At 70.3% G+C, this 25,948-nt stretch carries 35 protein-coding genes and 1 pseudogene; 22 read left to right on the top strand and 14 right to left on the bottom strand.

Going from position 1 to position 25,948, the window contains the following annotated elements; all coding sequences use genetic code 11:
- The first annotated feature begins 1 nt into the window (after nt 1).
- From OG455_RS38065 to OG455_RS38040, 6 genes are all read left to right on the top strand, one after another.
- Nucleotides 2-832, top strand: a complete 831-nt coding sequence (locus OG455_RS38065; protein WP_266301332.1) for a winged helix-turn-helix transcriptional regulator — start codon at nt 2-4, stop codon at nt 830-832.
- Nucleotides 833-947: 115 nt separating this feature from the next.
- Nucleotides 948-1,751 (top strand): DUF317 domain-containing protein, encoded by an 804-nt coding sequence (locus OG455_RS38060; protein ID WP_266301331.1) that lies wholly within the window; start codon nt 948-950, stop codon nt 1,749-1,751.
- Nucleotides 1,752-1,771: 20 nt separating this feature from the next.
- Nucleotides 1,772-2,641, top strand: a complete 870-nt coding sequence (locus tag OG455_RS38055; protein WP_266301330.1) for a DUF317 domain-containing protein — start codon at nt 1,772-1,774, stop codon at nt 2,639-2,641.
- A 20-nt stretch (nt 2,642-2,661) separates the two neighbouring features.
- Entirely contained in the window at nt 2,662-3,510 is an 849-nt protein-coding gene (locus tag OG455_RS38050) for a DUF317 domain-containing protein (RefSeq protein WP_266301329.1), read from the top strand.
- Between the two features lie 26 nt (nt 3,511-3,536).
- Entirely contained in the window at nt 3,537-4,073 is a 537-nt protein-coding gene (locus OG455_RS38045; RefSeq protein WP_266301328.1) for a hypothetical protein, read from the top strand.
- A 32-nt stretch (nt 4,074-4,105) separates the two neighbouring features.
- Complete coding sequence (locus tag OG455_RS38040) at nt 4,106-4,594, top strand: hypothetical protein (RefSeq protein WP_266301327.1); 489 nt, start codon at nt 4,106-4,108, stop codon at nt 4,592-4,594.
- 7 nt (nt 4,595-4,601) lie between these two features.
- Here the strand turns inward: OG455_RS38040 and OG455_RS38035 are convergent, their stop codons facing one another.
- On the bottom strand, nt 4,602-4,868 hold the full coding sequence (locus OG455_RS38035) for a hypothetical protein (RefSeq protein WP_266301326.1): 267 nt from the start codon (nt 4,866-4,868) through the stop codon (nt 4,602-4,604).
- 216 nt (nt 4,869-5,084) lie between these two features.
- Here OG455_RS38035 and OG455_RS38030 point away from each other — a divergent pair, with 216 nt between their 5' ends.
- The 10 genes from OG455_RS38030 (at nt 5,085) to OG455_RS37985 (ending at nt 10,912) form a co-directional block, all read left to right on the top strand.
- The gene (locus OG455_RS38030; protein ID WP_266301325.1) at nt 5,085-5,432 is read left to right on the top strand and encodes a DUF317 domain-containing protein; all 348 of its coding nucleotides are present in this window, start codon (nt 5,085-5,087) and stop codon (nt 5,430-5,432) included.
- Between the two features lie 127 nt (nt 5,433-5,559).
- Nucleotides 5,560-5,823, top strand: coding sequence for a MarR family transcriptional regulator (locus tag OG455_RS38025; RefSeq protein ID WP_266301324.1), 264 nt, complete (start codon nt 5,560-5,562; stop codon nt 5,821-5,823).
- Between the two features lie 106 nt (nt 5,824-5,929).
- Nucleotides 5,930-6,328: a hypothetical protein gene (locus OG455_RS38020; RefSeq protein ID WP_266301323.1), complete on the top strand. Its 399-nt coding sequence runs from the start codon at nt 5,930-5,932 to the stop codon at nt 6,326-6,328.
- Nucleotides 6,329-6,601, top strand: a complete 273-nt coding sequence (locus OG455_RS38015; protein WP_266301322.1) for a hypothetical protein — start codon at nt 6,329-6,331, stop codon at nt 6,599-6,601.
- 50 nt (nt 6,602-6,651) lie between these two features.
- Nucleotides 6,652-6,864, top strand: coding sequence for a hypothetical protein (locus OG455_RS38010; protein ID WP_266301321.1), 213 nt, complete (start codon nt 6,652-6,654; stop codon nt 6,862-6,864).
- A 95-nt stretch (nt 6,865-6,959) separates the two neighbouring features.
- Complete coding sequence (locus OG455_RS38005; protein ID WP_266301320.1) at nt 6,960-7,289, top strand: esterase; 330 nt, start codon at nt 6,960-6,962, stop codon at nt 7,287-7,289.
- 111 nt (nt 7,290-7,400) lie between these two features.
- Nucleotides 7,401-7,637 (top strand): MarR family transcriptional regulator, encoded by a 237-nt coding sequence (locus OG455_RS38000; RefSeq protein ID WP_266301319.1) that lies wholly within the window; start codon nt 7,401-7,403, stop codon nt 7,635-7,637.
- Nucleotides 7,638-7,680: 43 nt separating this feature from the next.
- Complete coding sequence (locus tag OG455_RS37995) at nt 7,681-8,034, top strand: hypothetical protein (RefSeq protein ID WP_266301318.1); 354 nt, start codon at nt 7,681-7,683, stop codon at nt 8,032-8,034.
- A gap of 269 nt (nt 8,035-8,303) precedes the next feature.
- Nucleotides 8,304-9,389 (top strand): YncE family protein, encoded by a 1,086-nt coding sequence (locus OG455_RS37990; protein WP_266301317.1) that lies wholly within the window; start codon nt 8,304-8,306, stop codon nt 9,387-9,389.
- A 479-nt stretch (nt 9,390-9,868) separates the two neighbouring features.
- Complete coding sequence (locus tag OG455_RS37985; protein ID WP_266301316.1) at nt 9,869-10,912, top strand: hypothetical protein; 1,044 nt, start codon at nt 9,869-9,871, stop codon at nt 10,910-10,912.
- Between the two features lie 296 nt (nt 10,913-11,208).
- Here OG455_RS37985 and OG455_RS37980 read toward each other — a convergent pair whose 3' ends face one another.
- The 9 genes from OG455_RS37980 to OG455_RS37940 all read right to left on the bottom strand — a co-directional run bounded on the left by OG455_RS37980 (nt 11,209) and on the right by OG455_RS37940 (nt 18,283).
- Nucleotides 11,209-11,607, bottom strand: coding sequence for a hypothetical protein (locus tag OG455_RS37980; protein WP_266301315.1), 399 nt, complete (start codon nt 11,605-11,607; stop codon nt 11,209-11,211).
- Nucleotides 11,608-11,722: 115 nt separating this feature from the next.
- A complete protein-coding gene (locus OG455_RS37975; protein WP_266301314.1) occupies nt 11,723-13,471 on the bottom strand; it encodes a mobilization protein in 1,749 nt (582 codons plus the stop codon).
- Nucleotides 13,468-13,818: a MobC family plasmid mobilization relaxosome protein gene (locus OG455_RS37970; RefSeq protein ID WP_266301313.1), complete on the bottom strand. Its 351-nt coding sequence runs from the start codon at nt 13,816-13,818 to the stop codon at nt 13,468-13,470. The genes OG455_RS37975 and OG455_RS37970 overlap by 4 nt, the downstream gene beginning before the upstream one ends.
- 263 nt (nt 13,819-14,081) lie before the next feature.
- Nucleotides 14,082-14,306: a hypothetical protein gene (locus OG455_RS37965; RefSeq protein ID WP_266301312.1), complete on the bottom strand. Its 225-nt coding sequence runs from the start codon at nt 14,304-14,306 to the stop codon at nt 14,082-14,084.
- 92 nt (nt 14,307-14,398) lie between these two features.
- Nucleotides 14,399-15,544: a DUF2637 domain-containing protein gene (locus OG455_RS37960; protein ID WP_266301311.1), complete on the bottom strand. Its 1,146-nt coding sequence runs from the start codon at nt 15,542-15,544 to the stop codon at nt 14,399-14,401.
- A complete protein-coding gene (locus OG455_RS37955; RefSeq protein ID WP_266301310.1) occupies nt 15,541-16,104 on the bottom strand; it encodes a WhiB family transcriptional regulator in 564 nt (187 codons plus the stop codon). The genes OG455_RS37960 and OG455_RS37955 overlap by 4 nt, the downstream gene beginning before the upstream one ends.
- A gap of 109 nt (nt 16,105-16,213) precedes the next feature.
- Entirely contained in the window at nt 16,214-16,921 is a 708-nt protein-coding gene (locus OG455_RS37950; protein WP_266301309.1) for an ATP-binding protein, read from the bottom strand.
- On the bottom strand, nt 16,921-17,970 hold the full coding sequence (locus OG455_RS37945; RefSeq protein WP_266301308.1) for a hypothetical protein: 1,050 nt from the start codon (nt 17,968-17,970) through the stop codon (nt 16,921-16,923). Before OG455_RS37945 ends, OG455_RS37950 begins: the two co-directional genes overlap by 1 nt.
- Before the next feature lies 1 nt (nt 17,971).
- Entirely contained in the window at nt 17,972-18,283 is a 312-nt protein-coding gene (locus OG455_RS37940; RefSeq protein ID WP_266301307.1) for a transcriptional regulator, read from the bottom strand.
- Between the two features lie 428 nt (nt 18,284-18,711).
- Between OG455_RS37940 and OG455_RS37935 the strand changes: the two genes are divergently transcribed.
- Nucleotides 18,712-19,158 carry a helix-turn-helix domain-containing protein gene (locus tag OG455_RS37935; RefSeq protein WP_266301306.1) on the top strand — a complete coding sequence of 149 codons (447 nt, stop codon included), beginning with the start codon at nt 18,712-18,714 and terminating at the stop codon, nt 19,156-19,158.
- A gap of 84 nt (nt 19,159-19,242) precedes the next feature.
- On the opposite strand, the gene OG455_RS37930 is transcribed toward OG455_RS37935, so the two are convergent.
- The gene (locus tag OG455_RS37930; RefSeq protein WP_266301305.1) at nt 19,243-19,743 is read right to left on the bottom strand and encodes a hypothetical protein; all 501 of its coding nucleotides are present in this window, start codon (nt 19,741-19,743) and stop codon (nt 19,243-19,245) included.
- Between the two features lie 88 nt (nt 19,744-19,831).
- Between OG455_RS37930 and OG455_RS37925 the strand changes: the two genes are divergently transcribed.
- Nucleotides 19,832-20,797: an IS5 family transposase gene (locus OG455_RS37925; RefSeq protein WP_266290267.1), complete on the top strand. Its 966-nt coding sequence runs from the start codon at nt 19,832-19,834 to the stop codon at nt 20,795-20,797.
- On the opposite strand, the gene OG455_RS37920 is transcribed toward OG455_RS37925, so the two are convergent.
- Together OG455_RS37920 and OG455_RS37915 are read right to left on the bottom strand one after the other, a co-directional pair.
- Nucleotides 20,706-21,362 (bottom strand): hypothetical protein, encoded by a 657-nt coding sequence (locus OG455_RS37920; RefSeq protein WP_266290265.1) that lies wholly within the window; start codon nt 21,360-21,362, stop codon nt 20,706-20,708. The genes OG455_RS37925 and OG455_RS37920 overlap by 92 nt on opposite strands.
- Nucleotides 21,363-21,452: 90 nt before the next feature.
- Entirely contained in the window at nt 21,453-21,875 is a 423-nt protein-coding gene (locus OG455_RS37915; RefSeq protein ID WP_266301304.1) for a helix-turn-helix transcriptional regulator, read from the bottom strand.
- Nucleotides 21,876-22,331: 456 nt separating this feature from the next.
- Between OG455_RS37915 and OG455_RS37910 the strand changes: the two are divergent.
- The 4 genes and pseudogenes from OG455_RS37910 to OG455_RS37895 form a co-directional block, all read left to right on the top strand.
- Nucleotides 22,332-22,450: pseudogene (locus OG455_RS37910) on the top strand (beta-ketoacyl-ACP reductase); the annotation flags it as partial.
- Nucleotides 22,451-22,703: 253 nt separating this feature from the next.
- A complete protein-coding gene (locus OG455_RS37905) occupies nt 22,704-23,198 on the top strand; it encodes a regulator component (RefSeq protein WP_266301303.1) in 495 nt (164 codons plus the stop codon).
- A 16-nt stretch (nt 23,199-23,214) separates the two neighbouring features.
- Nucleotides 23,215-24,462, top strand: a complete 1,248-nt coding sequence (locus OG455_RS37900; protein ID WP_266301302.1) for an MAB_1171c family putative transporter — start codon at nt 23,215-23,217, stop codon at nt 24,460-24,462.
- Nucleotides 24,463-24,464: 2 nt separating this feature from the next.
- Nucleotides 24,465-25,640: a cytochrome P450 gene (locus OG455_RS37895; RefSeq protein ID WP_266301301.1), complete on the top strand. Its 1,176-nt coding sequence runs from the start codon at nt 24,465-24,467 to the stop codon at nt 25,638-25,640.
- Nucleotides 25,641-25,747: 107 nt separating this feature from the next.
- Here OG455_RS37895 and OG455_RS37890 read toward each other — a convergent pair whose 3' ends face one another.
- Nucleotides 25,748-25,927, bottom strand: a complete 180-nt coding sequence (locus OG455_RS37890) for a hypothetical protein (protein ID WP_266301300.1) — start codon at nt 25,925-25,927, stop codon at nt 25,748-25,750.
- Nucleotides 25,928-25,948 lie beyond the last annotated feature (21 nt).

The raw sequence follows: 25,948 nt of genomic DNA, 5'->3' as shown, positions 1-25,948 counted from the left end.
CATGCCCTCCCAGCCGATCACCTCCGCCGCTGCGACGACCACCAGCGCCGATCCGCAACGTGTCGAGAACGCACTCCAGCAGCTCGCCCCGAAGTGGACCACCGCCTTCGTCCACACCATCGCCAAGTACGGGCCGGAGATGCGCATACGCGACCTCAGCCACTACTTCCCGTCGATCAGCCAGCAGAACATCGGCAAGCGGCTGGGCACCATGACCGAGGCCGGCCTGGTGGTCCGCGACGCCGAGTTCGACCGGACCGCCCCGTATCGCCTCACCAGCCGGGCCCTCACCCTCGGCCCGGTGTACCGCGCCGTGGCGCAGTGGTCGTCGGACCACGTCGACCGGGGCACCCGGGGGCGGGCCGACCGGATCGAGGACGCCCTTCAGCGCCTGCAGCCGGTCAACACCACCAAGGTCGTTCAGCTGCTGACCGAGAACGGCAGCATGCGCTTCACGCACGTCGCCGAAGCCGCCGGCGTGTACGAGCAGCTGATGACGCAGCGCCTCGCCCGGCTCCAGGCGGACGGCCTGGTCACCCGCACCGGCAACCGACACGGCGACCCGTACACGCTCACCGACGCCGGGCGAGCGCTCGGGCCCGTCTACGCGACCGTGCAGCGCTGGGAGGACCGCAACGCACCCGCGCCAACGACGCCAGCACCGACAGCCGTTCGCACCCTCGGCAGCGCGGTGAACGGCGCGGACGGCATCCGAACCGCGGCGGCACTTCGGCGCACGACGGTGCCGGCTGCCCTGTTCAGCCACTCCTCGCAGCCGCAGCCGCGCGTACCCGCCACCGCCACGGCCCCCGGTCCGGCTCGCGGCCGGTGACCACCGTGACCCTCCGGCCCAGACCCGGCCGCAGCCCTCCCGGGCTCGCGCGCCGCCAGGTCCCCCGCCTTGGACAGCGCGCGAGCCCGCTCCCCGATCACCACCAGGAGCGCCCGTGCCCACCCTCACCTCCCTCCCGCCCGAGACCGCCCTGCTCGTCAGCCCGGTCCACCTCGCCGGTCCCGGCGACTCGCGCCTGATCACCGCTCCGCTGGACGCCTCCGCGGACTGGGACAAGGTCACGACAACCACAGGTGTCCACTACGTCAGCACCTGCCAGCGCGTCCACATCGCCCACCTGCCCGACAGCGAGCACGGGGGCTGGGCCGTACGCGGCTACCGCACACCGTCCTCGGAGGCTGTCTGGGGAGCCGCCTTCGGCCACGGCACACCGGCCGAGATCACCGCCGCCTTCACCACCGCCCTGGTCGACGGCCTGCGCACCAACCCCCGCTACTACATGAACGGCGGCGTCCGCCACCCACCCGGCAGCCCGGCCGCCGTCCTGGCCGACCGCGGCTGGCAGCCGACCCCGGCCAAGGGGTACCACGACCAGGTCTCACCCGACGGGCATGCCGCCTACCGCCACCGGCTGGGGTGGCACCCGCACGAGGCCGAGCTGGAGGGCGAGGTCCCGGGCTCCTGGGCCATGGTCGGCGGCGCCCAACGGGAGCGATGGAAGGCGGAGTTCACCATCGGCGTCCCCTTCTACCCGCTCACCCGCGCCGCGCTCGCGCTCAGCAGTGCCGAGCCCGTGAGGCGGCGTCTGGGTGAGATCCCCCCGCGCTGCTTGCCCCACGTCACCGCGCGACCCGCCACTGCCCCCGCCCAGCCCCGACGCCCGGCCGCCCAGCGCCCGGCCACGCCTGCCGCTCCGCCGCCCGCAGCAGCCTCGGCTGTGGGCGCGCGGCGCCGCTGACCCTTCCCGAGAGGTACTCCATGACCAACTCCCCTGCGTCTTCACCTCCCCGGGCCGCCCGACCCCGCGAGTACAGGATCGAGCCGCGCTTCCTCGCCGGCTCCACCCACACCGGCGACCCCGGTCTGCTCCCCTTGCTCGACGCGGGCTGGGCCCTGAGCCGCGATGACCTGGGCAACGTCCTCGTCACCTCGCCCGACCACACGGTCCGCCTCGGCTTCCTGCCCGAGGGCGAACGCGGCGACCTGTGGATGATCACCGCTCACGCCGATGCGTTCGCCCCGCCCGAGTGGCAGGTGACCCTCGACCTGTCCGCCCCACCCGAGATCGTCGGCGAGTTCACCGCCGCCCTCGCCGCCACCCACTCTGCGGCGCCCAGCTCCGTACTGCACGGCGACACGGGCGGCTGGGACATGACGGACCACCTCCTCGACAAACGCGGCTGGCGTCTGGAGGGCGAAGGGGCGACAGCCGTCTTCCGGTCGCCCGACGGGCTCCTGGCACTGCACAAGCGGCTCGGCTACCTGCGGCCCGAGACCGAGATGGCCGGCGACGCCGAGCGCTGGACGGTCGAGGTCGGCCCGCCCGGCCACCGCTGGTACGCCACCGCCACCTCGAACCTCCCCGACCACCTCCTGGACACACTCACCACCGCCATCGCCAGCCCGGCGCCCGTCCAGCGGTACCTACGGCCCTCCGAACTGGCGCACCTTCCGTCCCAGGCCACCGCGACGCCGACCGCACCGAGCCCGCTGGAGGTCGCGCGGATCCGGGCGGCGACCGCCCGCTCGACACCCACGCCGAGGGCGAGCGCCTCCGCGCTCGCTTACACCACCGCCACCCGGTCTGCGGTGCTTCCGACGCCCGCGCTCACCGGCCGAGCCCGCTGACCCGCGGCGAGGACCCTGCTATGCCCTACACGCCCGACAAGCCCCGCGAGTACCGGGTCGCTCCCCGATACCTCGCCAACGCGGATGCCGACGGCTCCGCCGCCATCCAGCCCCTGCTCGATGCCGGCTGGGCCCAGAGCCGGGACGAACCGGGGAACACCTTCGTCACCTCACCGGACCTACGCGCCCGCCTGGCCCACCTCCCCGAGGGCGACGGCCCAACGCTGTGGAAGATCAGTGCCGGCCCGGACGCCTTCGCCCCGCCGCAGTGGCTGGTCACCTTCGATCACAACACTCCGCCCGAGGCCGTCGAGGACTTCACCACCGCGCTCGCCGACGCCTATACCCTCGGCTCCAACGCCTACCTGAACCAAGACGACCGGGCGGTCGGGGTCGACACGTGCCTCCAACTCCTCTCCGACGGTTGGAGTCTGGGCCCGACCACCCCCTTCCTCACCTACCGGTCCCCGGACGAGCAGATCCGGCTCCACTTCCGCGAGAACCGCCTGCGGCACGCGGACGAGATGACCGGCGGCACCGAACGCTGGCTCTTCGAGGTCGGTCCGCCCGGCGGCGTCTGGTACGCCACCGCCTCCTCCCGCCTCCCCGAGCACCTCTTCCAGAGCCTCACCGCCGCAGTGACCGACCCGGCACCGGTCCACCGTCTCCTGCGGCACATCGACCTCGACCACCTGCCCGCCCAGGCCACCGCGACCCCAATCGCGCCGAGCCCGCTGGAGGTCGCACGCATCCAGGCCGCCACCGCCCGCTCCACCACGAGCCTCCGCCCGCCAGCCGCCCGCCTCACCTGCACCACGGCCGCCAGGCCAGCGGCTCCGCAGCCCGGCCTTGCCGGGAGCACCCGTTGACCGACCAACCGAACGGAAGTGACACCATGTCCGACGCTCCGGAAACCGCCGTTGCCCACGAGGCCGATGCCGCAGTCCCGCCCGCCGTCTGGGCTTCGGACGCGGCGCTCACCACCCAGCTCCACGATGCGACGCTGACCCTGCTGGATCTCCTGGTCCACCGCTTCGATGACGAGTTGGTGTTCTCCGAGGCCCTCGTCGGCGGCGGCGAGGCCGTCTGTTCCTTCAGCGACCTCGACGAGTCCTTCGCACCGATCATCGAGGCCGAGGCCGCCCGCCTGGTGGCCGAGGCCGCCGGCCTGCCTCCCGGCGGCCTGTTCGCTCCGGCGCTGCCGGCCTACCTCGCCGAGATCGACGCTCTGCCGCTGCGGCGCCAGGCGAACCTGGTCCTCACGGCCGCCGACTACTACGCCGTTGCCCCCGCACCGGCACCCCACCCGCGCATCGCGGCCTTCTACGCCCGGTCCACCGTCCGGCCACCGGCACAGACCGCCGCCTACACCGGCCCCGCAGACAGGCCGACCCCTGTCGGCGCTTCCCCAACTGCCCTGCACAGCCGCTGAATCCGCCAGCCCAAAAGCTGAAAGGCCATCCGATGCCCGACACCACCGCCCTCGACCATGCCACCGCGATGATCGAACGGGCCTGGGGGCAGCCCGTCGAGGTCCTCCACCGGCAGGCCGTCCGCAAGCCCGGCGACGATCCGCTCCTGACGTCGGTGATGCGCACCCACGACGCTCTCTCGCGCACGGACCGCGACGTCCTCACCTTCCAGGACCGTCTGCACGCGCTGACCCGGCCCGGCCGGGTGCTGGAGTTCTACAACCTCAACCGGATCACCGAGGCGGCGGCCGACCTTCGGGTGGCCCACGCCGAATGCAACTCCGCGCTCCAGTCGATCCGCTACGGCGTCGACGCCCGTGAAGCCGCGCTCAAGGCGGGCGCCGACCCGAGCGCCGGGCGCGTCCAGGCCGCCACCGCCCGCTCCACGCAGGCACCACGCCCCCTCGGGATGCCGGCCACCCAGCCCGCCCCGCCAGCGCCCACCAGCCCGCCGGGGCTGGGCTCGGGGCCTCGGCGGTAACGCCTGGTCAGTTACCGTCCGCGTCACGGTGGGTGCCGGGATCCGTGGCACCCACCGCGCGGGCCAGCTCCTCCAGCGTCATCTCCACCCGCCGGCTGTCCGCTGTGCGCATCTCGGCCAGGCGGTCCTGCGCGTACTCGGTAGCGGTCTTCGTCGGCACCGCCCACTGCCCGTCGGCGACCATCACGACATCGCCGATCGTCCACGGCCGCCCCGCCGCGCGGATCTTGCGCTCCAGCGCCGCGCCGTCCCGGCCTCTGCCCGGCTGCCCCATGTTCGTCCCCCTTCGGCGCCGTACGGCCCGATGCCGCAGCCCTGGTGTAGCAATCCGGCTCGTCGATCCATTCCGCACCTCCGATGCCCTGCCGTCCCGGTCCAGTTCGCCCACGGCAGACGGGCACCCTCCCGAAACCACTACGTACCTCGGCATGCCGCATGTCAAAGTACGGGTGTCGGGAAAACCCGCAGGTCAACGAAGGGACCGTCCCCCATGAACACGCCCAGCAACCTCCTTCCCGCCCCTCTCCGCCCCGCGATCGAGGAGCGCTCCTGGCTCGCCTCCGACCACTGCGCGGAGCCGGTGCTCGAACTCCTCGGCGCGCTCGGCTGGCCGATCGTCGACACCCCGGAGGCCAACATCCACTGCACGAGCCCCGACGGCCGCCTCTACGTCGGCTGGCTCCCCGAGGACCCGGGCGCCTGGCAGCGCGAGATCGTCTGGCGCGTGCGGGTCCAGCCCGCCAACGCCCAGCCGTGGACGCAGGAGTTCGGTATCCACACCCCGGCCGAGGCCGTCGCCGGATTCCTCGCCGCCCTAGTCGCCACTCCCTCTCGCTGACCCAGCTCACCCACCGAAAGGTCCTCCCCTGAAGCTCGCCATTGTCCTCGCTCGCATCACTGGTCCGGTCATCGCCGGGTCCGGCCTGCTCCAAGCCTGCTCCGTCCAGCCGAACTCCGCCGCCTTCATGCCCAGCCTCAGCCTGACCCTCTGCGGCCTGGCGATCGCCCTCAACAACGCCGACCAGCTGAACCTGCGCCGCGACCGGAATGTCGTCGCCCACCTCGTCAAGACACCCGAGGGCTCCCGTGTCCGGCAGATCGGCAACGCGCTGGGCCTGCGTGACGCCACTGTCGCCAAGTCGCTCGCCCGGCTCGCCGCCGACGGCCTCGTTGTCCGCGAGACCGAGGGCGAGTCGCTGCCGATGCGCTCCTACCGGCTGGCCGACTGAACCACCGATATCCGCGTGCTCTCCCCGGGCCCGACGCCCAGGGAGGTGTCCGCCGAGCAGCAGGGAGACCGCCACGAGCGCCCATCGCGCCGAGTTCCACGCGGTGGTGGTCACCGCCACCACCGAGCACCACGCGAGCTGCTGCATCCTCGTCAGCCCTCGCCTGCGGATCGTGCGCGCCGACCAGGTCCGCGCCGGGGACCTGATCGTCTCCGGCTTCGAACCCACAGGGTCCGGACGGTTTCCCCGGACCGGATACCTCGCCCCCGGCCCCTACCGGGCCCACCCAGAGAGCTACGACCCGACCTGCGGCTGCGGTGTCTGCGGCCTCCCCGAGGTCGACGGCCCGGACGGCACCGTCGTCCTCACCACCGGCCAGCCCTGGGACACCTGCGACCCCTGGCCCGCCGACGACCTCATCCTCATCCAGCCCCGCCACCGCCTGCCCGCCCGGCCACCGGCTCCCCCCGCCGAGCGAATCGCCCCACCGACCACGAGGACCTGAATGGCCGCCCACCGCGCCCCGCTGACCAACCACCACGCCGACGAATCAGCCTGCCCGCCGGACCACAGGCACACCAGCACCGGCAAGCCGCTACACCCCAACTGCCCCGGCCGCTCCTACTCCCAGGCCATCTGCACCTGCGGCACCTGGGAGTTCAAGAACTCCGGCAAGGGCTACGTCGACGAATGCCGCAAACGCCACCTCGCCACCCACCCCACGCCCGCCAAGGCGCCGAAGGTCCTTCGCGACCTGCTCCGCCTCGACCTCCCGTAACCACAACCACCCCCGTCCCCCGTCCCGTTCAAACCCCCTGGAGAACCGCCATGCCCGAGTACTTCACCGTCGGCCACCTGCTCGCCCAGCTCCAGAACGTCGACCCGAACCTGCGCCTGCGGTTGGCCGTGAACCCCGACTGGCCATTCGCCCACTACATCGGCACGGACGTCATCGTGCGCGACGGCATGGCGTTCATCGCCGAGGACGGTCAGGAGGGCTACCTGCCGACCTCCGTCCGCGAGGAACTTGCCTGGTCCTGACCGCCATCGTCCCGGTCCCGAAGAAGGAGAAGCACATCACCTCTCACACCGACCTCAGAACGCCCCACCCACTCGACCACCTCGCCATACGGCCGATGCCGCACGGAGTCCGCGGCGCCCTCGTCCGCACTGCCCCCGCCTCGCCCGGAGCCCCCATCAGCGTCCTGTGGCTGCCCGCTGACGCCCCGCAGCTTCCTCTCGGCCGCGTCAGCCTGCGGTGGGAACCGGCCGCCTGCGCGGGCTGGGACGTCACCGCCCGTCTCGGCCTGGCCACCACCGAGGTGCACCTCGCCTCCTGGCTCGCCGCCTCTGACGACTGGCCCCGCCTCGTCCACCCAACGGTCCGCGAGGCCACCGGCCTGTGCTCCGCCCTCGCCGTCGCCACCGCCGCGCTCAACCTCGCCAACCGGCTCGCCACGTCCTGACCATCACCAGCAGAAGGCCGCCCCGCGCCGAACCGGCAGGGGCGGCCTTGCCGTACGTCCACCCCCTCGGGCAGCGCGTACGCTCGTCACCGAACAACGGAGGAGGACACGATGGCCGACGACCAGCAGCTCTGGGGATATCCCGAGGTCGCCGCCCACCTGGGCATCAGCGTCGGGGCGGCCCGTAGCCGCAAGAGCCGGAGCGCTCTGCCCGCCCCCGACGACGACAGCATCCCGGACCGGCCCCGCTGGAGACCCTCCACCTTCCAGAACTGGAAGCCCGTCGGCCGGGGCTTCCGCAGCGACCTCCACAGCACGCCCGGCCCCGAGAACCCCGCACCGAGCTGACCGTCGAGCAAGGCCAGACCGTAGAGAAGGACGATCCCTGCCCATGACCGACCGCCTCGGCCGCCGGCCCACCGGGCTCGCAGCGTGCTGCTGCCTCGCGGCCCTCGGCGCCGCCATCGCGATCCTCGCCGCGACCCACGACGCCTACACGGTTGCCGCGCTCGGCCTGTTCGCCACCGGCGGCGGCGCGCTCAGCGCCTACCGCCTCGCACGGGCAGCCGACATCCGGACCAACCAGCTCGTCCTTCAGCGGCTGCGGCAGGCGCCCGCCCTTGGCACCGACGCCTTGGCCGCTGAACTCGCCCATCGCCCAGCCGCCGTCAGGCTCAGCGTTCACCGGCTCACCGCGAGCGGCAGGCTTCCCGCTCCAGCCGGTCCGGCAGAGTCAGAGCACTGACCGAAACGAAGAGGACCGCCACCGATCCGGTGGCGGTCCTCTTCGTTGTTGTCTGCTCGCTATACCGGCGGAGGGTGCTTATTCCTCGCGTGTCGTATTCCCTTGAGTGTGATCAAGGTGATGGTCGAGGGACCAGTGCCTTCCCTCCTCGCGTGCTGCTCGTCCTGACACTCCTCCGGGTGATTGACGTACTGATCCGCTGACGGCTGGTCAGTCGCGGCGGTACACCGGGTGGTACGAGAGACCATCACGTCAATCCGGAGGTCCACGTGCACTTTCAGCGATCCGCTGTACGGCGAACGGTCGCCGCGCTGGCCGTCGTGTCAGGGCTGGCGCTCCTGACGCCCACGACCGCCACGGCCGCCGGGCAGCCGCCGAAGCCGCGCCGGCTCACCTACGCCTACGTCACCAGCCTCGACGGCCACGTGTACGTGATCGACACGAGGACCAACAGCGTCCTGGGGATCGCGACGACCACCGTCGGCGGTGGCGCCGACCAGGTGGCGGTCACCCCTGACGGTGCCAGCCTCTACGTGACCAACGCCTTCAAGTACGTGTCGGTGGTCAACATCGCGAAGACGAGCGCCACGAACATCCCCTTCGACAACAGCGAACTCTCTCCCGACATCCTCTACGGGGAAGCGATCGCCCCCGACGGCAAGCACGCCTACGTGGCCGTCCAGAACCCCTTCCACGGGGACAAGGTGTCGGTGATCGACACCGCCACCAAGCAGGTCTCCGCCACCATCCAGGTCAGCAAGCCCCACCAGGTGGTGATCAGTCCCAACGGCAAGCGCCTCTACGTGAGCGGCGACAAGGGGGGCAGCCTGTCCGTGATCAACACCACCAACGACCAGGTCATCGCCACCATCCACCTCGACGAGCCGGCCAACGGTATGGCGATCACCCCCGACGGCAAGCACCTCTACGTCACCGGGAACAGCGGGACCGTCTCCGTGATCAGCCTCGCGAAGCGGAAGATCGTCCACACCATCCCCGGCGCCGGCACCGGCGGCGTGACGATCAGCCCCAACGGCAGCCGTGCCTACGTGGTCGGTGTCCGCGTCAAGAACAAGTCCACGCAGGGCAAGGTGTCGGTGATCAACACCACCACCGACGCGGTCACCAAGACCATCCCCATCGGCGACTCCACACCTGCCAACGGGCCGGGCCGGTACTTCCTTCCCTCGGAGGTGGCCGTCACCCCCGACGGAAAGAGCGCCTACGTGGTCGGCTCCTACGGCCACGGGACACCCCAGGGGACGGTGTTCGCGATCAACACCGCTACCGAAGCGGTGACCCCCATCACCGTCGGCGCCGGCGACACCATGGGGGCGGCCACCGGCCGGCTGTGACGGCGACACGAGCACTCCGGCAGATCTCTGCCGCAGCCCGTGGGCAGGTCGATCTCAGCCTGGTCGGCGTCGACTCCACACGGTCGCCCGCGCGCAGCGCCACGCGGCCGGGATGGTCGTCGACCCGGAGCTGCTGCGGGATCTGGAGAAGGTCGCCACGGACGAAAGCTTTTCCGTTCGGGGCGACCCGCTCCACGGCGCACGCTACACCGCCTCCACCCCACCTGATGACTCTTCACGGCTGCATCAACACTCTGCGCAACCGTCCGCGCGCCCCCGCAGCGTCCGTGGTGTGGGCAGGCCGCACGAACCCCGGTGTCGGCAGTGAGCCGGGCACGGGGTGGCTGCTGCCTGCCCGGGTCTTGATCCACTTCACCCACAGAGAATCCACAAGGTTCCTTGCAATCCTCGCCGCAGTTTCGGCGGCGAAAGAGGGGGAGCACTTGATGTTCTCGAGGAAACGACTCTGCTCGTCTGTGGTGGCGCTGATCGTGGGACTGACGGCCTCGGCGTGCGCGGGGAACGGCAGCGTCGCGGGTAGCAGTGCCAGCGCATCGCCGCCCTCCGCGGCAGGGGGTTCGACGGCACCAGGCCCCGCGGCGACGGTTCCCATCACCATGGGCCACCAGGGCAGTTCGCCGTATCGCCCGATGGTGATGGTGTCGGTCGGCGGGGGGCCGGCGGTTCCGGTGCACCTGGACACCGGGTCCAGCGGCCTGGTGCTGGCGGCCAGTGCCGTAGGTTCCGGGGTCCGTGACACCGGGCGTACCTCCTCGGTGCACTACGGGAGTTCCGATGCGGGCAACACCCTGAACTACCGGGTGGCCGATGCGACTGTCACCTTCCCCGGCACGGGAATTACGACGCCTGCGCCGGTCGCGGTCGGCGTCATCGACCAGGATGCCGCCGATGCCAAGGCGTTCCAGGCCCAGAGCGGCGACAGCGGCGCCCAGGGCACCCTCGGCATCGCGCTGGGTGGGCCCACGCCGGAGTCGAAAGAGTTGATGTCAGTGCTCACCCAGTTGGGAGCACCGCATTCCGACGGGTACACCGTGGCGCTCACACCCACCGGAGGAACACTGACGCTCGGTGCGCCGAAGCAGACCGCGAGCAGCGTCGTGTTGCCGCTGACCAAGGCGGACGGGACATACGCGGACGGGCGCCCAATCTGGGAAAGGCTCGTGAACTTGTGCTGGCAGGCCGGTCAAGCTCACGGCTGCGGACCGACGACCCTCGATACCGGCGCCCCCGCGCAGAAGCTTTCCGTTCTTCACGCGCAAGGGGACGTTCCGCAGAACAACGGCGTGATCGCCCAAGGCACTCGGGTCACCCTGGCGGCCCCTGGTGGCGGTCCCGTGTTGGAGGACGTCACCAGTGGCTCCGGTCCATCTCCGGACACGAACACTAAGGTCAACTCCATCACGGATCAGTCCAACAGCGGGGTCCGGTTCTTCCTGGTCAACACCGTCGGCTTCAACCGCATCACCGGCCAGGCCGTCATCACACCCACGTCAGCTCGGTGACGGCCGACTGAAACTTCTCAGAGGACGGTATGTAGCCCCCTGTCTCAGTGGTCGGGAACCGGACGGCAGGCTCAGAGTCGAGATAGACGATGCCTGCCGTCAGCATCAGGTGCGCTGCACAGGGAGATCCACCGCTCGATCACGTTGCACCTGACGCAACATCGTTGCATCGCTTACGAACCCCGGCCCTGACACCGGGAGAGCGGGCCGGCCCGGAGTCGGCCCCCCTCAGAAATCAGCAGGCCAGCGACCTGTGCCGGTCACGCCGAATGTTGCATCTGATGCAACACCGCTCGTTACTCCAGGTAGAGCCCGGCGAAGATCCCGTCGAACCCCAGAGCGATTCGCGCCTGCTCCAGCGTGGGGTAGTACGTCCAGCTTGGGGCGACGAGCATCGCGTCGAAGTCCTTGCGGGTGATCTCCGGCTCGAGCCACTCACTTCCGCACCGGCAACGGATCCAGACCCGGCGGCCGTGGTTGATCAGCAGCCAGTCCCGGCGGGCCCGGCAAGCCGAGCAGGTCACCGGGATGCCCCGCATCGCCAGCTCGTGCGGGCACTGAGCGCAGCGGACGGCGCCCGGTCCGCTGGGCGGCTGGGTCTCGTATTCCAGTTGGAGCAGAGGATCGCTGGCAGCCGGGGTCTGCACGGCGGGCGTGGTCGGGCTGGCGGTGGGCTGTTCGGCGGTTCTGGGCACTGGCGTGGTCTCCGTTCACGGTGCTCGGCTCATGCGTAACACCTGGTGGAACCGGCTGTCGAGGGGTTTCGGGGGCGGGCCCGGCGGACCGTGCAGCGTCCGTCGGGCCCGTGGGTCAGCGGCGTGGTGCCGGACGCGAGGGGTCGGTGGCGGGTCGAGCTGGGGTCGTCGGCACGGTGCGGGTGTCAGCCCGGCCGGGCGCGGGCTTGGTCCGGGCGGTGCCGGCCTTCGTGGCGGCGGGCTGTGCGGGGATGGCGGGCAGGTGGGCGATGCGGCGGATGCGCCAGACCAGTACGTCGGTCGTGTCGCGGGCGGTGTCGAGTTCGCGCCAGGAGGTGGCTTCCTCCAGGAGGGCCTTGGGGTCCAGGCCGGCCTTCTCGGCTTCGGCGAGTGTGGCGGCCAGGGCGTCGTGCTTGCGGCTGGTTCCCCTCTGGTCGTACGGTTCGCCGATGGCTGCGCGGATGGTGGCTTCGTGGCGGCGGCGTTCGGGCTCGGGCAGCGCGCGGCCGTTGTCGCGTATCGCTCGCATCGGTGTGGTGGCGGCCTGCTGGTAGGCGGCGCGCAGGTGGTCGGCGGTCTCGCGTGAAGCGGCGGCCTGCTGGGCATGGCCTCGGGCGGAGTGCCAGCGGGCGGCGGCCAGGGCGACCAGGACGAGAGTGGAGACCACCATAGCGGTGGTGCCGCCGTCCTCTCCCCTTCCCAGCGCACCGCCAGCGTGGACTATTCCGCGGGCGGCTGAGCGCAGGGCTCGGATGTCGGCGTTCTCGGCGCGGACGTGGCTGCGGGTGGCGCGTTCGAAGGCGCGGGCGGCGTCTCGCAGTTCGGCGCGGGTGGTGGCCGGGGAGGTCTGGGCGAGCGCGTCGAGGAGTTCACCGGCTCCGACGAGTTGGGCGCCGGCCTCGTCGTCTCCCTCGTCCAGGACGGCGACGGCGCGTTCGGCGACTGCTGCGGCTTCCCGGCGGCTGCGGGCGGGGGCGGAGCGGTCGGTGCGTGGCTCGCTTGGTCGGGGTGACGGGGTGTTGGCGGGGCCGTCGGCCAAGCGGCGGCGGATCCGCGGCAGCGAGAGATCGAGGCCGAGCTTGGACCCGGAGAACCAGATGGGCTCCTGGTTCGCGTTGCGGTCGCCGGGCAGGGCGACGTTGTAGCCGAGGACGTCGCCGGAGGGGGCGTGGCGGAGCTTGACCCGCAGGCCGGCCTCGCGCAGGCGGGTGAGGAACTCCTGCTCGGTGGCGGCTCCGGCGACGGCTTGGCGGACGGCTCGGCGCAGGGTCTCGCGTGGGGTCTCGGTGCGGCCGGTGCGCTCGGCCTTCCACCGTTCTTGGCTGGTGGGGGTCTGGGCGGCGGTGCCGTCGCCGGGGGTGAGTTGCCGCAGGCCGTAGTCCTTCTCTATGCGGCGGGCTTCGGCCTGGGCCTTGGGCCGGTCGAAGCTGAGGTTGGCGAGGCGGCCGTCCTGGCGGACCAGGGTGGCAGCGATGTGGATGTGGTCGGGGGCGTGGCGGACGGCGACCCAGCGGCACGCGGCGGTGTCGCCTTCGGGGGCGATGCCGGTGGCGTGGACGATGCGGCGGGCGATGGCGGCCCACTCGGTGTCGTCGAGTTGGCGGTCTTCGGGGGCGGTGCGGACCGAGCAGTGCCAGATCTTCTTGGCCGGCGCGCGGTCGCCGAGGGCCTTGACCGGCTGGTCGAGCTGGTCGGCGAGCTTGGCGACCTGGTGCGATTCGGGGTTGGGGCCCGGGTCGGGGGCGTAGTCGTTCCAGGAGGCGACGAGGTGCTGGTTGGTGTGCTCCTCGTGTTTGCCCGGTCCGAAGAGGTAGTTGACGAGGGGGAAGCTGCGGTCGGTGCCGATGCGGATCTTGGGGATCACCGGCGGACCATCCAGGCCACCGCCTCGTCGACCGCGTCGAGGGAGGCTTCGACACGGGCCAGCAGCTGTCGAAGCCCAGCGCCCGGCTGCCCGCCGGCGTTGACGTAGTGCGCGAGCTGGTTGAGGTTGTTGCCGACAGCGCTCACCTGGCGGTTGGACTCCATGAGTTCCTGGATGCCGCGCCGGTAGTCGGCGACTGCGGCAGTCGGGTCGTTGCTGGTGGCAGCGGCGATGACGGCTGCGGCCGTGTAGCCGCCGGGGGCGAGTTCGGCGTGCTTGGCGGCGTACTGGAGGAGGCTCCACTCGGCGTCGCTGAATCGGGGGCAGACGCGGTTGGTGCGCGGCATGCTCTGGCGAGAGCGTCGGCGAGCGGCTGCACGGTCGGCTTCGGCGGTCGGCGGCGTCGGCGGTTCCTCCCCTGTGGTCGGCACCCCTGGGCCGACTCCCCGGTCGATGGCAGGCCCCCCTGGGTCTGCCGACGACCGGGGTGCCTGCGCCCCCTTCGGGGCGGGGGCGGGGTAAGGACTCCTTACCCCATAACTTGCTCCCCCAGGAGGCTGATCGCGGTCACTGTCCGGTGCCGGGATGGCTGTGGTCGGCTCGGCGTCGGTCACCGGCTCGTCTCCGTGTCCCGCTGCTGGATGTCGCGGACGAGATCCTCGATCCAGTCGATCGCCAGGACCGGGTGGTGCAGGCTCCACGGGCGGGAGTGCCGGCCTCGTTGGACCGTCCGGGTGCCATCGGAGCCGGTTTCGACGCGGTGGAGGTGGCCGCGCTGGCACAGAACGGTCAGCCAGGAGTCCGCCTCAACCCAGGTGGCAGGCGTGGTGCGCATGGTGGGGCTCCGGTTCGGTGAGGTGGGGCGTCGAGGTGGGCGGGTGACCGGTCGGGGTGACCGGCTCGGTCACCCCGACCGTCGTGGTGAGGTCAGTCCCGGCTGACGGTGACCGGCTGACCGTGCTGTTCCCGGAGCTGGGCCATCAGCTGGGTCAGGGTGTCGCTGGACAGCGGGATCCTCTGACCGCGGATCGCCCCGGCGACCACCCTCCGGGTCAGCTTGTCCTCCGCCTTGACCGCCTCGCGGGCGATTTCCAGCAGCTCCTCGGTGTCCAGGTCAGCGCGCCGGTCACCGCTGTCCCGGTCAGCCGGGTCAGTGACCTGCGGCTGGGTGACCGAGGGGCTGACCGGCTGACCCGGGAGTCCCGGAACACTGACCGGCTGGGCGGTGACCGGCTCCTCCTTGGCCGGTCGGTCACTGACCGCCGAGGCGCTCTCCGGCTGACCGCCCAGGTCAGCGCGGTCGGTCACCGTGACCGTGACCGGCGTGGCCAGGGTCAACATCGGCCGGTCAGCCGGTGCGGTGACCCAACCGCTGACCGGCCGGGCAGGGGCGGGCTGACCGGCGGTCAGCGTGACCGGCTTGGCCAGGGTCAGCATCGGCCGGTCAGCCGGTGCGGTGACCCAACCGCTGACCGGCTGGTCGGCACCGGAGTGACCGGAGGTCAGCTGCGCGCTGTCCGTACCGTCGGTCAGCGCGGTCACCGGCTTGTCCCGGTCAGCCGGGTCAGTGACCTGACCGCGCTGACCCTGGCGGCTCCGGTCACTCTGGCGGTCCCGGTCGGCATCGGTGACCGGCCCCCGGGCGATGAGGATGTAGAGGTGGACGGCCCCGGCCAGGGCGAGCGGGGCGATGGTGGACAGGACCGCCACCACCGTGTCGCCCAGCCGCAGACCACCGGTGGTCGCGTCCTGCTGGTTGAGCCTGACCGCGTGCAGGGCGTTCGCCCACAGGCTCGCGGTGGTCGCCGCGCCGAACAGTGTCCAGCAGTAGGCCCGTGCTGGCAGCGGTGCGTCGCGCATCACCAGCAGGGCTCGCACCCCGTAGGCGATGAACCCGTCGATCACGAGCGGGAAGACGAAGGTGAGCAGGCCCCGGACGTGGATGGCGACCGCCATCTGCTGCAGCGCGTCGTACGACAGCGCGCACCCGGCGGCGCCCAGGGCGATCACGACCGCCCGGTCCCAGCCGGTGATGTGTGCCGAGGTCGGTGCGGTGGCGGTGGCGGTGCTCATGCCGCCGTCCCGAAGTCGTCGCGGTCCAGATGGTCGTCGTTCGTCCCGGGCTGCTGGCTGGTCCGTGCCGCCTGCTGCAGTTGCCGGTTGCGGATGGCTCGGCCGGTCTTGCGGTAGAGCTTCAGCGCGTGTTCCTCGGTGATCTTCAGGAGGCATGCGACTCGTTCGACGGTGACGCCCTGGCGGTATCCGGCGAGGACGACGGCCTTGCGCTCGGCCGTGGTGAGGTGGATGTCCCGTCCCGCGAGGGTGGCGTTGACGCGGGCGTAGTCCAGGCGTTTGGCGATCTTGTCGTGCAGGGGGGCTCGTTCCTCCGGGGTCAGGCCGCCGCGTATGCCGTGGGTCTCGTTGCCTTCGAGTGCGGCGTCGAGGCAGGCGCGGCGGACGGGGCACTGTCCGCACAGCGACAGGGCGGTGGTGATCTTGTCGGTCTCGTCGGGCTCGGGGAAGAAGGTGTCCGGGTCGACGGGGTTGTACTCGCTCGGGTGGCAGACGGCCTGGTCCTGCCAGGTGTGGTCGCCGAGCGACCGGTAGCGGGCGGGGCTGGTCGTGCGGGTCATGCGGGTGCTCCGATCGCTCTCCGCGCGCAGGGCGGCGTCGGCGGAGAGGTGCGCTGGGTCGGTGAAGGGCGAGGCGGCGCGCTCGGGGGCGCGGCCGGACAGCGGCGGGTCAGGCGGCGCGCTGGAGGCGTCTGCGGTCGACCTCGTCGAACTCGACCCGGGTGGTCATCTGGGCGAGTCGCGAGCTGACGCGGTCGCCGAGGTGCACCTTGAGGTCCCTGATCCGCAGGTTCGTGGTGATCAGGGTCGGGAGCATGTGGTTGTACCGGCGGTTGATCAGCCGGTAGGTCTGCTCCTCGACGAACTCGCTCGACTTGGCGGCACCGAGGTCGTCAAGGATCAGCAGCGGCACCCGGCTGTAGGCCGCGAGAACCCGCTCGCCGTCCGTGTCGGAGCTGGGCCGCAGCTCCGCGTAGAGGTCGGCGGCGGTGGTCGCGCGCCAGCGCACGCCGATGCCGGCCTGCACCAGCGCCCGCACCGCGCCGTACGCCTCGTGCGTCTTCCCAGCCCCGACCACCCCGGCCATCAGCAGGCTCGGGCCGGTGGTGAGCTGTCGGCGGGCACCGGTGCTCGGGGCGACAGCCTGCGCGGCGACCTGTCGCACCCAGGCCAGGACCTGCGGGTGGGTCGCGACCGCGTCCCGGTAGCGGGGCAGCATCCCGGCGGACAGGGCGTCCAGCGCCGAGAACGGCTCGGGGTCCTCGGGTCGGGCGTCGACCACGGCCTGGTCGATGCCTCGGGAGGCCAGGATCCGGGCCATCCGGTCGAGCACCGTGGTGCTCTCGGCGAGGGTCTGCGGGTCACGGGTACGGCGCATCACAGCTCCTCGGCGTAGGCGGTGGCAGCGTCGACCGGGTTGGTCCACGCCTGGTGAGCGGGCACGTTAGGCCGAAATCCCGGCCGCGCCAAACCTGCGCCCCGTGCGTTCATGGCGTCGTTGACCAGACTCGGCAGCCGGGAGGGGTGGCCCTGGATCTCGGCGAACCGCCGCAGCCCGGCGCGGACGTGCTCGGCTGCGATGCCCTCGGCCAGCAGCGTCTTGACGACCTTGCCGAGGTGGGCGATCACGCTGCCCGGCGGGCGCTCGGCGCAGGTGGCGATGTACTCGGCGACGAGCTGGTTGGCCGAGACGGTCTCGTCGGGCGCCTCGCGCCCCGTAGGGAAAGAAGATCCAGGATCCAAGATCCTAGATCCAGGCGCCGAGGGCTCCGGGAGATCTCGGAGAGCTTTCGCCGAAGCCTCGGCGAAAGCCGTCTGACCTGCGGTTTTGTTCGAGCCGCCGACGGGCTCCTGGCCGAGGTCGAGCAGGGTGTCCTGAGCGGCCGCAGGGGCGGGCAGCGCAGGGGTGGGAGGCGCCGACGAGGGCGCGATCGGCCGATCGAGGACTCCCGGGGTGTTCGCCGAGCCCTCCCCGAATCCTCGGGGAGTGTTCGACGAGGGTGCCCCGATGCCGAGGGAACCCGCGGGGGAAGCGGCGACCCGCTGGGTGCACGGGCCCTTGCAGGGGCCGCACCGTTCCGGCGCACAGTGCGGGCAGGAGGGCAGCCGGGACAGGCTCGGCTTGTCGATCTTCTGGTGGCGGTCCCAGGTGATGTAGTGGAGGTACCGCTTGCCGTCGCAGCCGGTGTACCGGTGGATCAGGCCCGACCGCTCCATCTGCATCAGATGGTCTTCGACGTCGACCGGATTCTGGTCGGCGCGCACCACCCAGAGCTTGCCGTAGATGATCGCCGCGTGGTCCTTGTGACGGCCTCGGTCGTCGCACTCGGTGGCCAGGCCGAAGAAGGTGCGCTCGGCATAGATGGTCAGCTCGGCAAGCGTCTCGGACTGGTACGCCTCCGGCTTGACCGGTCGGATCCGCGACATGTCAGCGCCCCCGGCCAGAGGATGCGAGCGCGCCGGTGGTGAGGTCGAGCGTGTGCGCCCGGGTCCAGTCGGCGGTCGGCCAGACCCGCAGGATCCAGCGGGCCGCCACCTTGGCCGTGGTACGACTCAGCGCTATCGGCTCCCCGGCGGCGTCGGTCGCCCGTGCGTGGGCCTCCGGCCACCGCCTGGCCGGGTCCGTGTGACTGACGCGGATGCTGACCGCACCGGGGATCATTCCGGCGAGCTGGACGGCGAGGCGGTTCTGTCGGTCGCTGTCCGGGCAGGTCAGGGTTCCGCTCACGGCGGTGGGCATGCGATACTCCGTTGCTTGTAGGAGCGCGATGCGGCGGTTCTCGTCCAAAAGCCCCGCCGCTCGCGAGTTGTGAATTGGTGCCCTCATGGGTGCCGGCCCGGCGTCCAGGAGTTGGTAGCTCCCGGGCGCCGGTCGCGTTTCGCCCCGGCTTCGTGGTTACGGCGGCCCGTTGGCCATAGCCCCTCTTCTCCTCCCTCGGCGGCTCCCGCCGTCTGCGGGACCAGCACCATACGAGGCATCCGGGCGATCAGTCCAGGGTGGTTTCCACCCCTCGCCACCAGCGGATATCAACTACTGAGCGACTGCGTGCGGGAACAACGTACACTGCAGTTGCGCTGCTTCGTCAACTGCTGTGTCGATCAAATCCGCCCGAGGTACCAATCCGCACACTGCAGTGGTTAGACTCGTCGGGACGACAGGAGGTGGGCATGACCGAGAGACCGCGGCGGACCTTCGCCGAGCGGCTGGACCATCTGTTCCGGGAGGTCCACCCCGACAGCCGTGGCCCGTACTCGTACGCCGAAGTCGCCCAGGGCATCAAGGCGGCGGGCGAAGGCGCGATCACCGCAAGCGGGATCCAGCAGCTTCGCACGGGCACACGCGGCAACCCGAAGATGGCGACGATCAAGGCCCTGGCTGACTTCTTCGGCGTTCCCGCCGGCTACTTCTTCGACGACGAGGTCGCCGAGCACACGGAAGCCGAGATCCAGCTGGTGGCGGCCATGAGGGACGAGAAGATCGCCCAGGTGGCGCTTCGGTCCGCCGGCCTGTCGACGGCAAGCCTCAAGATGGTGCACACGGTCATCGCGCAGGCCCGGCATCTGGAGGGCCTGCCAGCTGGGGACGACTTCCCCGGCTTCGATTTGAATGAGTGACCTACGCGCGTCCACGCAGAAACGGCCGTGGGCGCATTCGAGCTATTGACTCGAATGCGCCCACGGCCGTTTCTGCGTGGCGCTTTAATCCGACTGCATGAGGACGATGAACCGTGCGTTCGAATTCCTGAGCGGCGCAAGGGCCATGATGTGAACCGCGATCTCTTGATCGCCGTGATGTGGGAGCCTCAGACGGCGCTCATGACCGTCGGGATGCTCGACCACCTCAAGCCTGTCCCAGATCTCGCGCGCCTCGGGGTTTCCCGCCAGAACATCGCGCTGGAGCTGCTTGAGCGGCTCACTCTCGGGGTGCTGACCGCAAGCGAAGCGGATCTGAGCCAGGAAGGGTCTGGCCCAGTCCTCTCTCCAGTTGACCAACTGCTCCCGGGCTTCCGGATAGAGGAAGGCCCACCGCATGAGATTGGGTTCGTAGGGGATCCAGGGGAACCAGTCGGCTTGCGGCTGGTTGTGCCCAAAGATGTTCCAGGCTTCGTCGGAAAGGTAGGCCGGGTTCGGGAGCTGAGAGCGTTGTGGTGAACCGTGCGGCGTTCGAGGTTTGCAGGTGGGGAGGGTGAGCGTTCGCACGCAGGTGCCCGTGACCGCTTGGGCGTGAAGCAACGGGCCCCTTGGTAGAGAGCTGGTTGTCGAGACCGCTTTCGCCCGAGGAGGCCCGTTGCCCAACCAGTTCAGCACTCCCGGTGCCGGCGAGTCCACTGCGCTCACTCCGGGGTGTGACTGCTACGTGCACCTGTACGGGGCGATCGGGGAGGGGCACCGCGCGCCGCGCTACGACAGCGACATGACGGACGCCGAATGGGCGGTGATCCGCGGCGCGATGCCGATGCCCGCCTGGCTGGAGGGGAAGGGCGGACGCCCTGAGGCGCACTGCCACCGGGGGGTGATCGACGCGGTGCGCTATCTGGTCGACAATGGCGTCAAGTGGCGCAATCTACCTGCGGACTACCCCTTCTGGCGGGCGGTGTACGACTTCTTCCGCCGCTGGCGCCGCCACGGCTACATCCGCGAGCTCTACCAGCGCTTGCGCCGCACCGAGCGCAAGAAGCAGGGCAAGGCGACGGAGCCGAGCGCGGGCATCATCGACTCTCAGTCCGTGGACGGCTCGGAGACCTGTCCGGCCACCTCACGCGGCTTCGACGGCGGCAAGCTGCGCGACGGGCGCAAGCGCCACGTCCTGACCGACACCGGCGGACTGCTGCTGGAGGTCACCGTCACCGCGGCCAACGTGCACGACTCCAAGGCCGCCCCGGAGTTGCTCGAGGCATTCATGGCCGAGCCCGGACGGCTGCTCGAACTCGTGTGGACGGACTCCGCCTACCAGGGCCAGGAACTGGCCGACGCCTTCGCCGCGCACGGGGTGAGAGTGGAGGTGGTCAAGCGCACCGACGGAACCAAGGGGTTCAGGGTACTGGCGCGCAGGTGGGTGGTGGAGCGCACGCTCGGCTGGCTCTCGCGCTCGCGGCGCCTGAACCGCGACCACGAGCGCCGCGACGACCACCACGTGCAGATGGTGTGGTGGGCCGCCTCGATCACCCTCGGCCGGCGGATGGCCCGCCAGCGCCTGCACTGGCCCGAGTTCCGCCCGCACCGGCTCCCCGCGCCGGGCCCGGCGCGGGGATGAACAACCCGCCCGGCACCCGCCCCAGCCAGCCCCTGGCCTGCAGCGCATAGGCCCGGTGACGGACCTTCTCGATCTCCTTCAGCCGCTCTGCGTCCCGCCCCAGCGCGACAGTCAACGCCTTGACCGCCACCGGGGCACCCGCACCCGCGACCACATCGAAGACCTGCCGATAGGCCCCGGCCAGCACCTCCACGCCCAGGCCCGGCTGCCACGCAGGCGGCCGCGGATCGTAACCCGTCCGCAGGACCGAAGGCACCGCGGGCACTGCCGGCTCCGGCACGCCGTCCCCCGCCTCGTGCGGCGGCTGCGGCGGCACTTGCGGTGCCGTCACCGGCGCCAGCGCGCGAGCGGTGGGCGTCACCGCAGTCAGCGGCTGCACCATCACGGCCTCGGCCTCCTCCGCCAGCGCACGCAGCACCTCCTCCCGGCCGATCCGCGCACACTCCAACCGCTCCTGATGGACAGCCACCTGCTCCTGGGCCTCGCGCAGCAGCTCCTGCCAGGCATCCAACTCTTCCCGGGCCCGCGCCTCACGACGCTCCAGCAACGCAATCACCGACGGCACGAACGACACCTCCACCACCGACCCAACCAACCGTCAGCTGGCTGCCCTGAAGAAGCCATCCACACACCACCGTGCTGAGGAAACCGCAGCTCATCGAGCTACAGAGCGGTTCACCACAACGCTCTGACTGTCAAGCAGCTTCTGCATCGGGGCGTCCAGTGCCTGGATCGCCCGTGCATCGGCGCTCCGGCGCGGCGCCGGCGCCCGATCCGTAGCCCGCAGGTAGAGGACGCCCCGCTCGGCATCGGACAGCCGGAGCGTGAACGCCAGACGGTCGAGGAAGTCTGCGGAGAAATTCGCCTGTCGGCCCAGTTCCAGCTCGCGGTACCACCGATCGCTCACACCCGTGAGGCGAGCCACTTCCTTCTGGGACAGCCCCGAACTCCGCCGCCCATCGCGAACCAAGCCAGGGATGCGCTGGGGGTCCAGGCGACCGCGCCAATACCGGAGCAGGTCACCCAGGGACTCAACTTGCACTTCCCTCGGATGCGCCGCCTCGATCATGGTGCTCATAAAGAGCTATTTTACGGGGGCGCCGCACCGTCTTCCCTATTTGATCTTGTGGCTCATCTCACGCCAAAAGCGACGAAGTGTCAGAAAATCTTGACACCAAGATCAGTATCACTGAACGTACACAAGCCATTGCCCATGGGCCGGACTGGGAACATGGCTCGCATTCAAACATCAGTCGAACGGCCACCGTGCACTCCGCCCTACAACTGGCCACAAGGGCACTCGCCTCAACCCGATGCGAAATCGCGCTCTGCATTCAATATTCAACCAAAGCCACTGTCCTGCCACACTCCGTGAGCGGAACCGCCAGTTCCCGGAAGTGAGACTTCCTCCTACCTCAGGGCATGGTGAGCAGGCGCCGGTTCCCGGAAGCAGCAGTTCCGCACAACGTGCTCGTTGTCTGAAGTGGTGCTTCCTGCCCGGCCTGTGACTTGGTTGTGCAAGAAGGAGCGGGGAATGTCTGGACGTTCGGTTCTGGTAGTCGGCGGAAGCCGGGGAACGGCTTGGAGGTGGCTCGGCAGATGACCGAGGAAGGCGACCGTGTCGCAGTCACCTACCGCTCGGGCGAGCCTCCCTTCGGGCTCTTCGGAGCTGGTGCTGTGATTCCCGTCGACGGCGGTGTCGCGATGGGCCACTGACGCCCCGACAGCGACAAGGCACGCCCGTCGTTCCAATCACGACCGACGACCTCACCGGCTGTCGGCGGGTCGGTACGCACCGCCCTGTGGCCGACTCGCTGTCCATCTCCCACCCGCTGCACGCGACCCCCTCTGCTCGGCCACCCACCGGCCGACACGCCCCAGCGACCGTTCCCTATAAGGGGAGATCATGGACAAGAGCCAACTGCGGGCGGCCTGCGAGGAGCGCCTCGCACGCCTCGAACTGCCCCACCGCTTCGGCACCCAGCAGCTCCGCCAGGCTGTCGCCGCCATGCGCGGAAAGCCGATCGTCCTCCGCGCCCTGCCGAACAGTGCTGCGGACGCCCCCTGCGGCATCCGCGTCGAGACGCCCACTGCGGACGTCCTGTTCGTCGAACAGGGGACATCAGCCGCCCACCAGATGCACATCCTGGCCCATGAGATCAGCCACATCCTCTGTGACCACCCAGGTTCGCTCGCCCTCGGCGACGACGTCACCTCGGCCATCGGCCTCAACCCGACACTCGTTCAGCGCATGTCCGGCCGCACGGCCTACACCACCACGGACGAGCGCGAGGCCGAACTGATGGCCACCCTCATCCGCCAGCGCGTTTACCGCGAACGCCTCCTCCCAGCACGTCGGCCCACAGTCGCTGACGAACGCTGGGACGCGATCTTCGCCTGATTCCGAAGGACCGACCATGATCAGCGCCATCTTCGGCGGCATGCCCATCCTGCTGCTGGCCTCGTCGCTCTACTGGGCGTTCAGACGCCGCCCCGGCCAGCGTCCCGCCGGCACCTTGAGCATGTCCGCCTTCCTCGCGTGCTTCGCGGTCGCCTTCAGCGCCTACGCCCCAGCGATCCGTGCACTGGAGGACTCCGTCACGCCGGACTTCTCCCGGCTGGTGAGCAACTCGGCGACGCTGTCCGCCGCAGCCAGCGTCGCCTCCGTGCTCCTCTACCTCAACCACGATGCCGCCGAGGCGCGCCGTCGGGTTCGCCGACGTCTCCAGCTCCTCACCACAGCCGTCATCACGATGGTCGTCGCCTTCGCGATCACCCCGAACAGCCTCAGGTGGAGCTCCGCGGAACTCCACGGCCACCTCGATGAAGCGCCCACCTCCCTGCACGTCTACTCCGCCGCGTACATCGCCTACCTCGGGTACGCGGTTTACGACTGCCTCACTCAGACCTGGACCAGGTCGCGGACCGCGACCCGGGCGAGCCAGCGGCTCGGTCTACGTACGACCGCAGTCGGTTGCATCTTCGCCCTGCTCTACACGGCCTACAAGGCCACCAACGCCGTTGCAGCAGTCTTCGGTTGGGACGCCGTCCCTGGCGGCCCGCGCTGTACGAGCCTGGTCACCCCGGTGTCCTGCGCCTTCAGCGTCACCGCGCCGGCCATCGGCGTCCTGCTCATCACCGCAGGCTTGACGCTCCCCGTCGCGATCTGGCCGATCACGCTCTTCCTCCGCCGTCGATGGGAGCGCCAGTCGATCACCGATCTCGACCCGCTCTGGGAAGACTTCACCGCAGTGCTGCCCGAGATCGTCCTTGAACCCGACGCCACGACGGACGGCGAGGCCGACTTCCTGCTTCACCGCCGCGTCGTCGAGATCAACGACGGCATCCTCTCTCTGCGGCCCTACCGGTCGCTCGCGGTACACCAGGCCGCCGCGCGGGAGGTGGCCCGGCGCAACCTGGCTGGCACCACCGGCGGGGACGCCATCGTTGAGGCGGCTGTCCTGGCAGCAGCCATCCGGGCCTTGAAGGCAGGCAGCGAGCCGGCACCGGAGCGAGCACCTCAGGCCCCCGGCACCACCGCCCGCGCGGGAGATCTGCGAGCCGAGACGGTCTGGCTACGCTCGGTGGCTCGGGCGTATGCCGCAAACGACGTCGTCCGAGCGGCAGCACACGAGGTCCCGACACTCGAGACCGCGAAGGGATGAGCATGAACAATCCGCTCCAGGACCCTGCCTTCTTCCAGGACCCTTACCCCACTCTCGCGTCCCTTCGGAACGCCGCACCGGTGATGAAGATGCCCGGTGGCCAAGGCCGGCCCGGCTACCTGGTGACCGGCTACGCCGAGGCCCGAGCGGCGTTCGCCGACCCGCGGCTGTCGAAGGACACGACCGCCTTCTTCGCCGGTAAGGACACCGGGCGGAGCCTGCACCCGGCGGTGTCCCAGAGCATGCTCGCCACCGATCCGCCGCAACACACCCGACTCCGGCGCCTCGTCACGAAGGCATTCACCCCGGCAGCCGTCGCACGGCTCCGCCCGTACATCGCGAGCCTGGTCGACAAACTGCTCGACCAGTGGACGCCCGGCGAGCAGATCGACGCCATCCAGAGCCTCGCCATCCCTCTCCCCGTCACGGTGATCTGCCAACTGCTGGGGGTTCCTGAGACAGACCGTGAAGAGCTGCGCGTCTGGTCGAACGACCTGTTCGCGGCCGGGCAGCCTGAGCGGATCGACTCCGCGTCGCATCACGTCGCGGGTTATATGGCTGACCTCATCGCCTCCAAGCGTCGAACACCCGACGATAGCCTGCTCACTGATCTGATCCGAGCCCGCGACGGCGAGGACCAGCTCAGCGAGGACGAACTCCTATCCCTCGCTGTTCTCCTGCTGGTGGCCGGACACGAGACAACCACCAACCTGATCGGCAACGGCCTCCTGGCCCTGCTCCAGGCCCCGGCCTCGCTGCACCGCCTGCGCCAGGAGCCCCAGCTGGCGGAGGCCGCTGTCGACGAGCTGCTGCGGCTGGACTCCCCCATCAGCATGGCCACCTTCCGTTTCACCACCGGGCCTATCAACCTCGGCAACACGGAGATTCCGGCTGGCTCTCCAGTACTCATCGCGCCCGGGGCCGCGAATCGCGATCCCACCCGATTCTCCGAGCCGGACCAACTCGACCTCGACCGGAACGCCAACGGGCACCTTGCATTCGGGCACGGCATCCACCGCTGCCTCGGGGCGCCGCTGGCTCGTGCCGAGGGTGAGCTCACCTTCCGAGCCATCTCACGTCGCTTTCCCCAGCTCCGGCTCGCCGTGCCCAGTGCCGAGCTGAAATGGCGACATACACGGCTCATGCGGGGCCTCGAGGCGCTTCCGCTCCTACCTTGAGTCCGTCCTCGCGCTGTTGCGTGACCGGGCGGATTCGGCGGTAGCAGCCAGCCAGGCTGTGGAAGGGCGCCGCTGTGGCACGAGGGATCACATCAACACTGAGTTCGCTACCTACGTCCCGCTCGCCACTCGCTCGCCGAGCGGATCGCCGCGGTATTGCCCGCCACGAAGTCGGCCAGCTGCGGTGGCATCAGCGCGATGGCGGTCAGGGCCTCAGCGGTGAAGGGAATGCGCACGACCTCGTAGCTGCCCCGCTCGGGCTTGCTGAACTCAGTTCTGGTTCGCACCTGAAGGTCCATCTCCTTGAG

Origin of the sequence: Kitasatospora sp. NBC_01287, assembly GCF_026340565.1 — a bacterium.
In the GTDB taxonomy this organism is placed as follows: domain Bacteria; phylum Actinomycetota; class Actinomycetes; order Streptomycetales; family Streptomycetaceae; genus Kitasatospora.
Note: the sequence above shows the minus strand (reverse complement) of the source record. Positions and strands in the feature narration are given on the sequence as shown.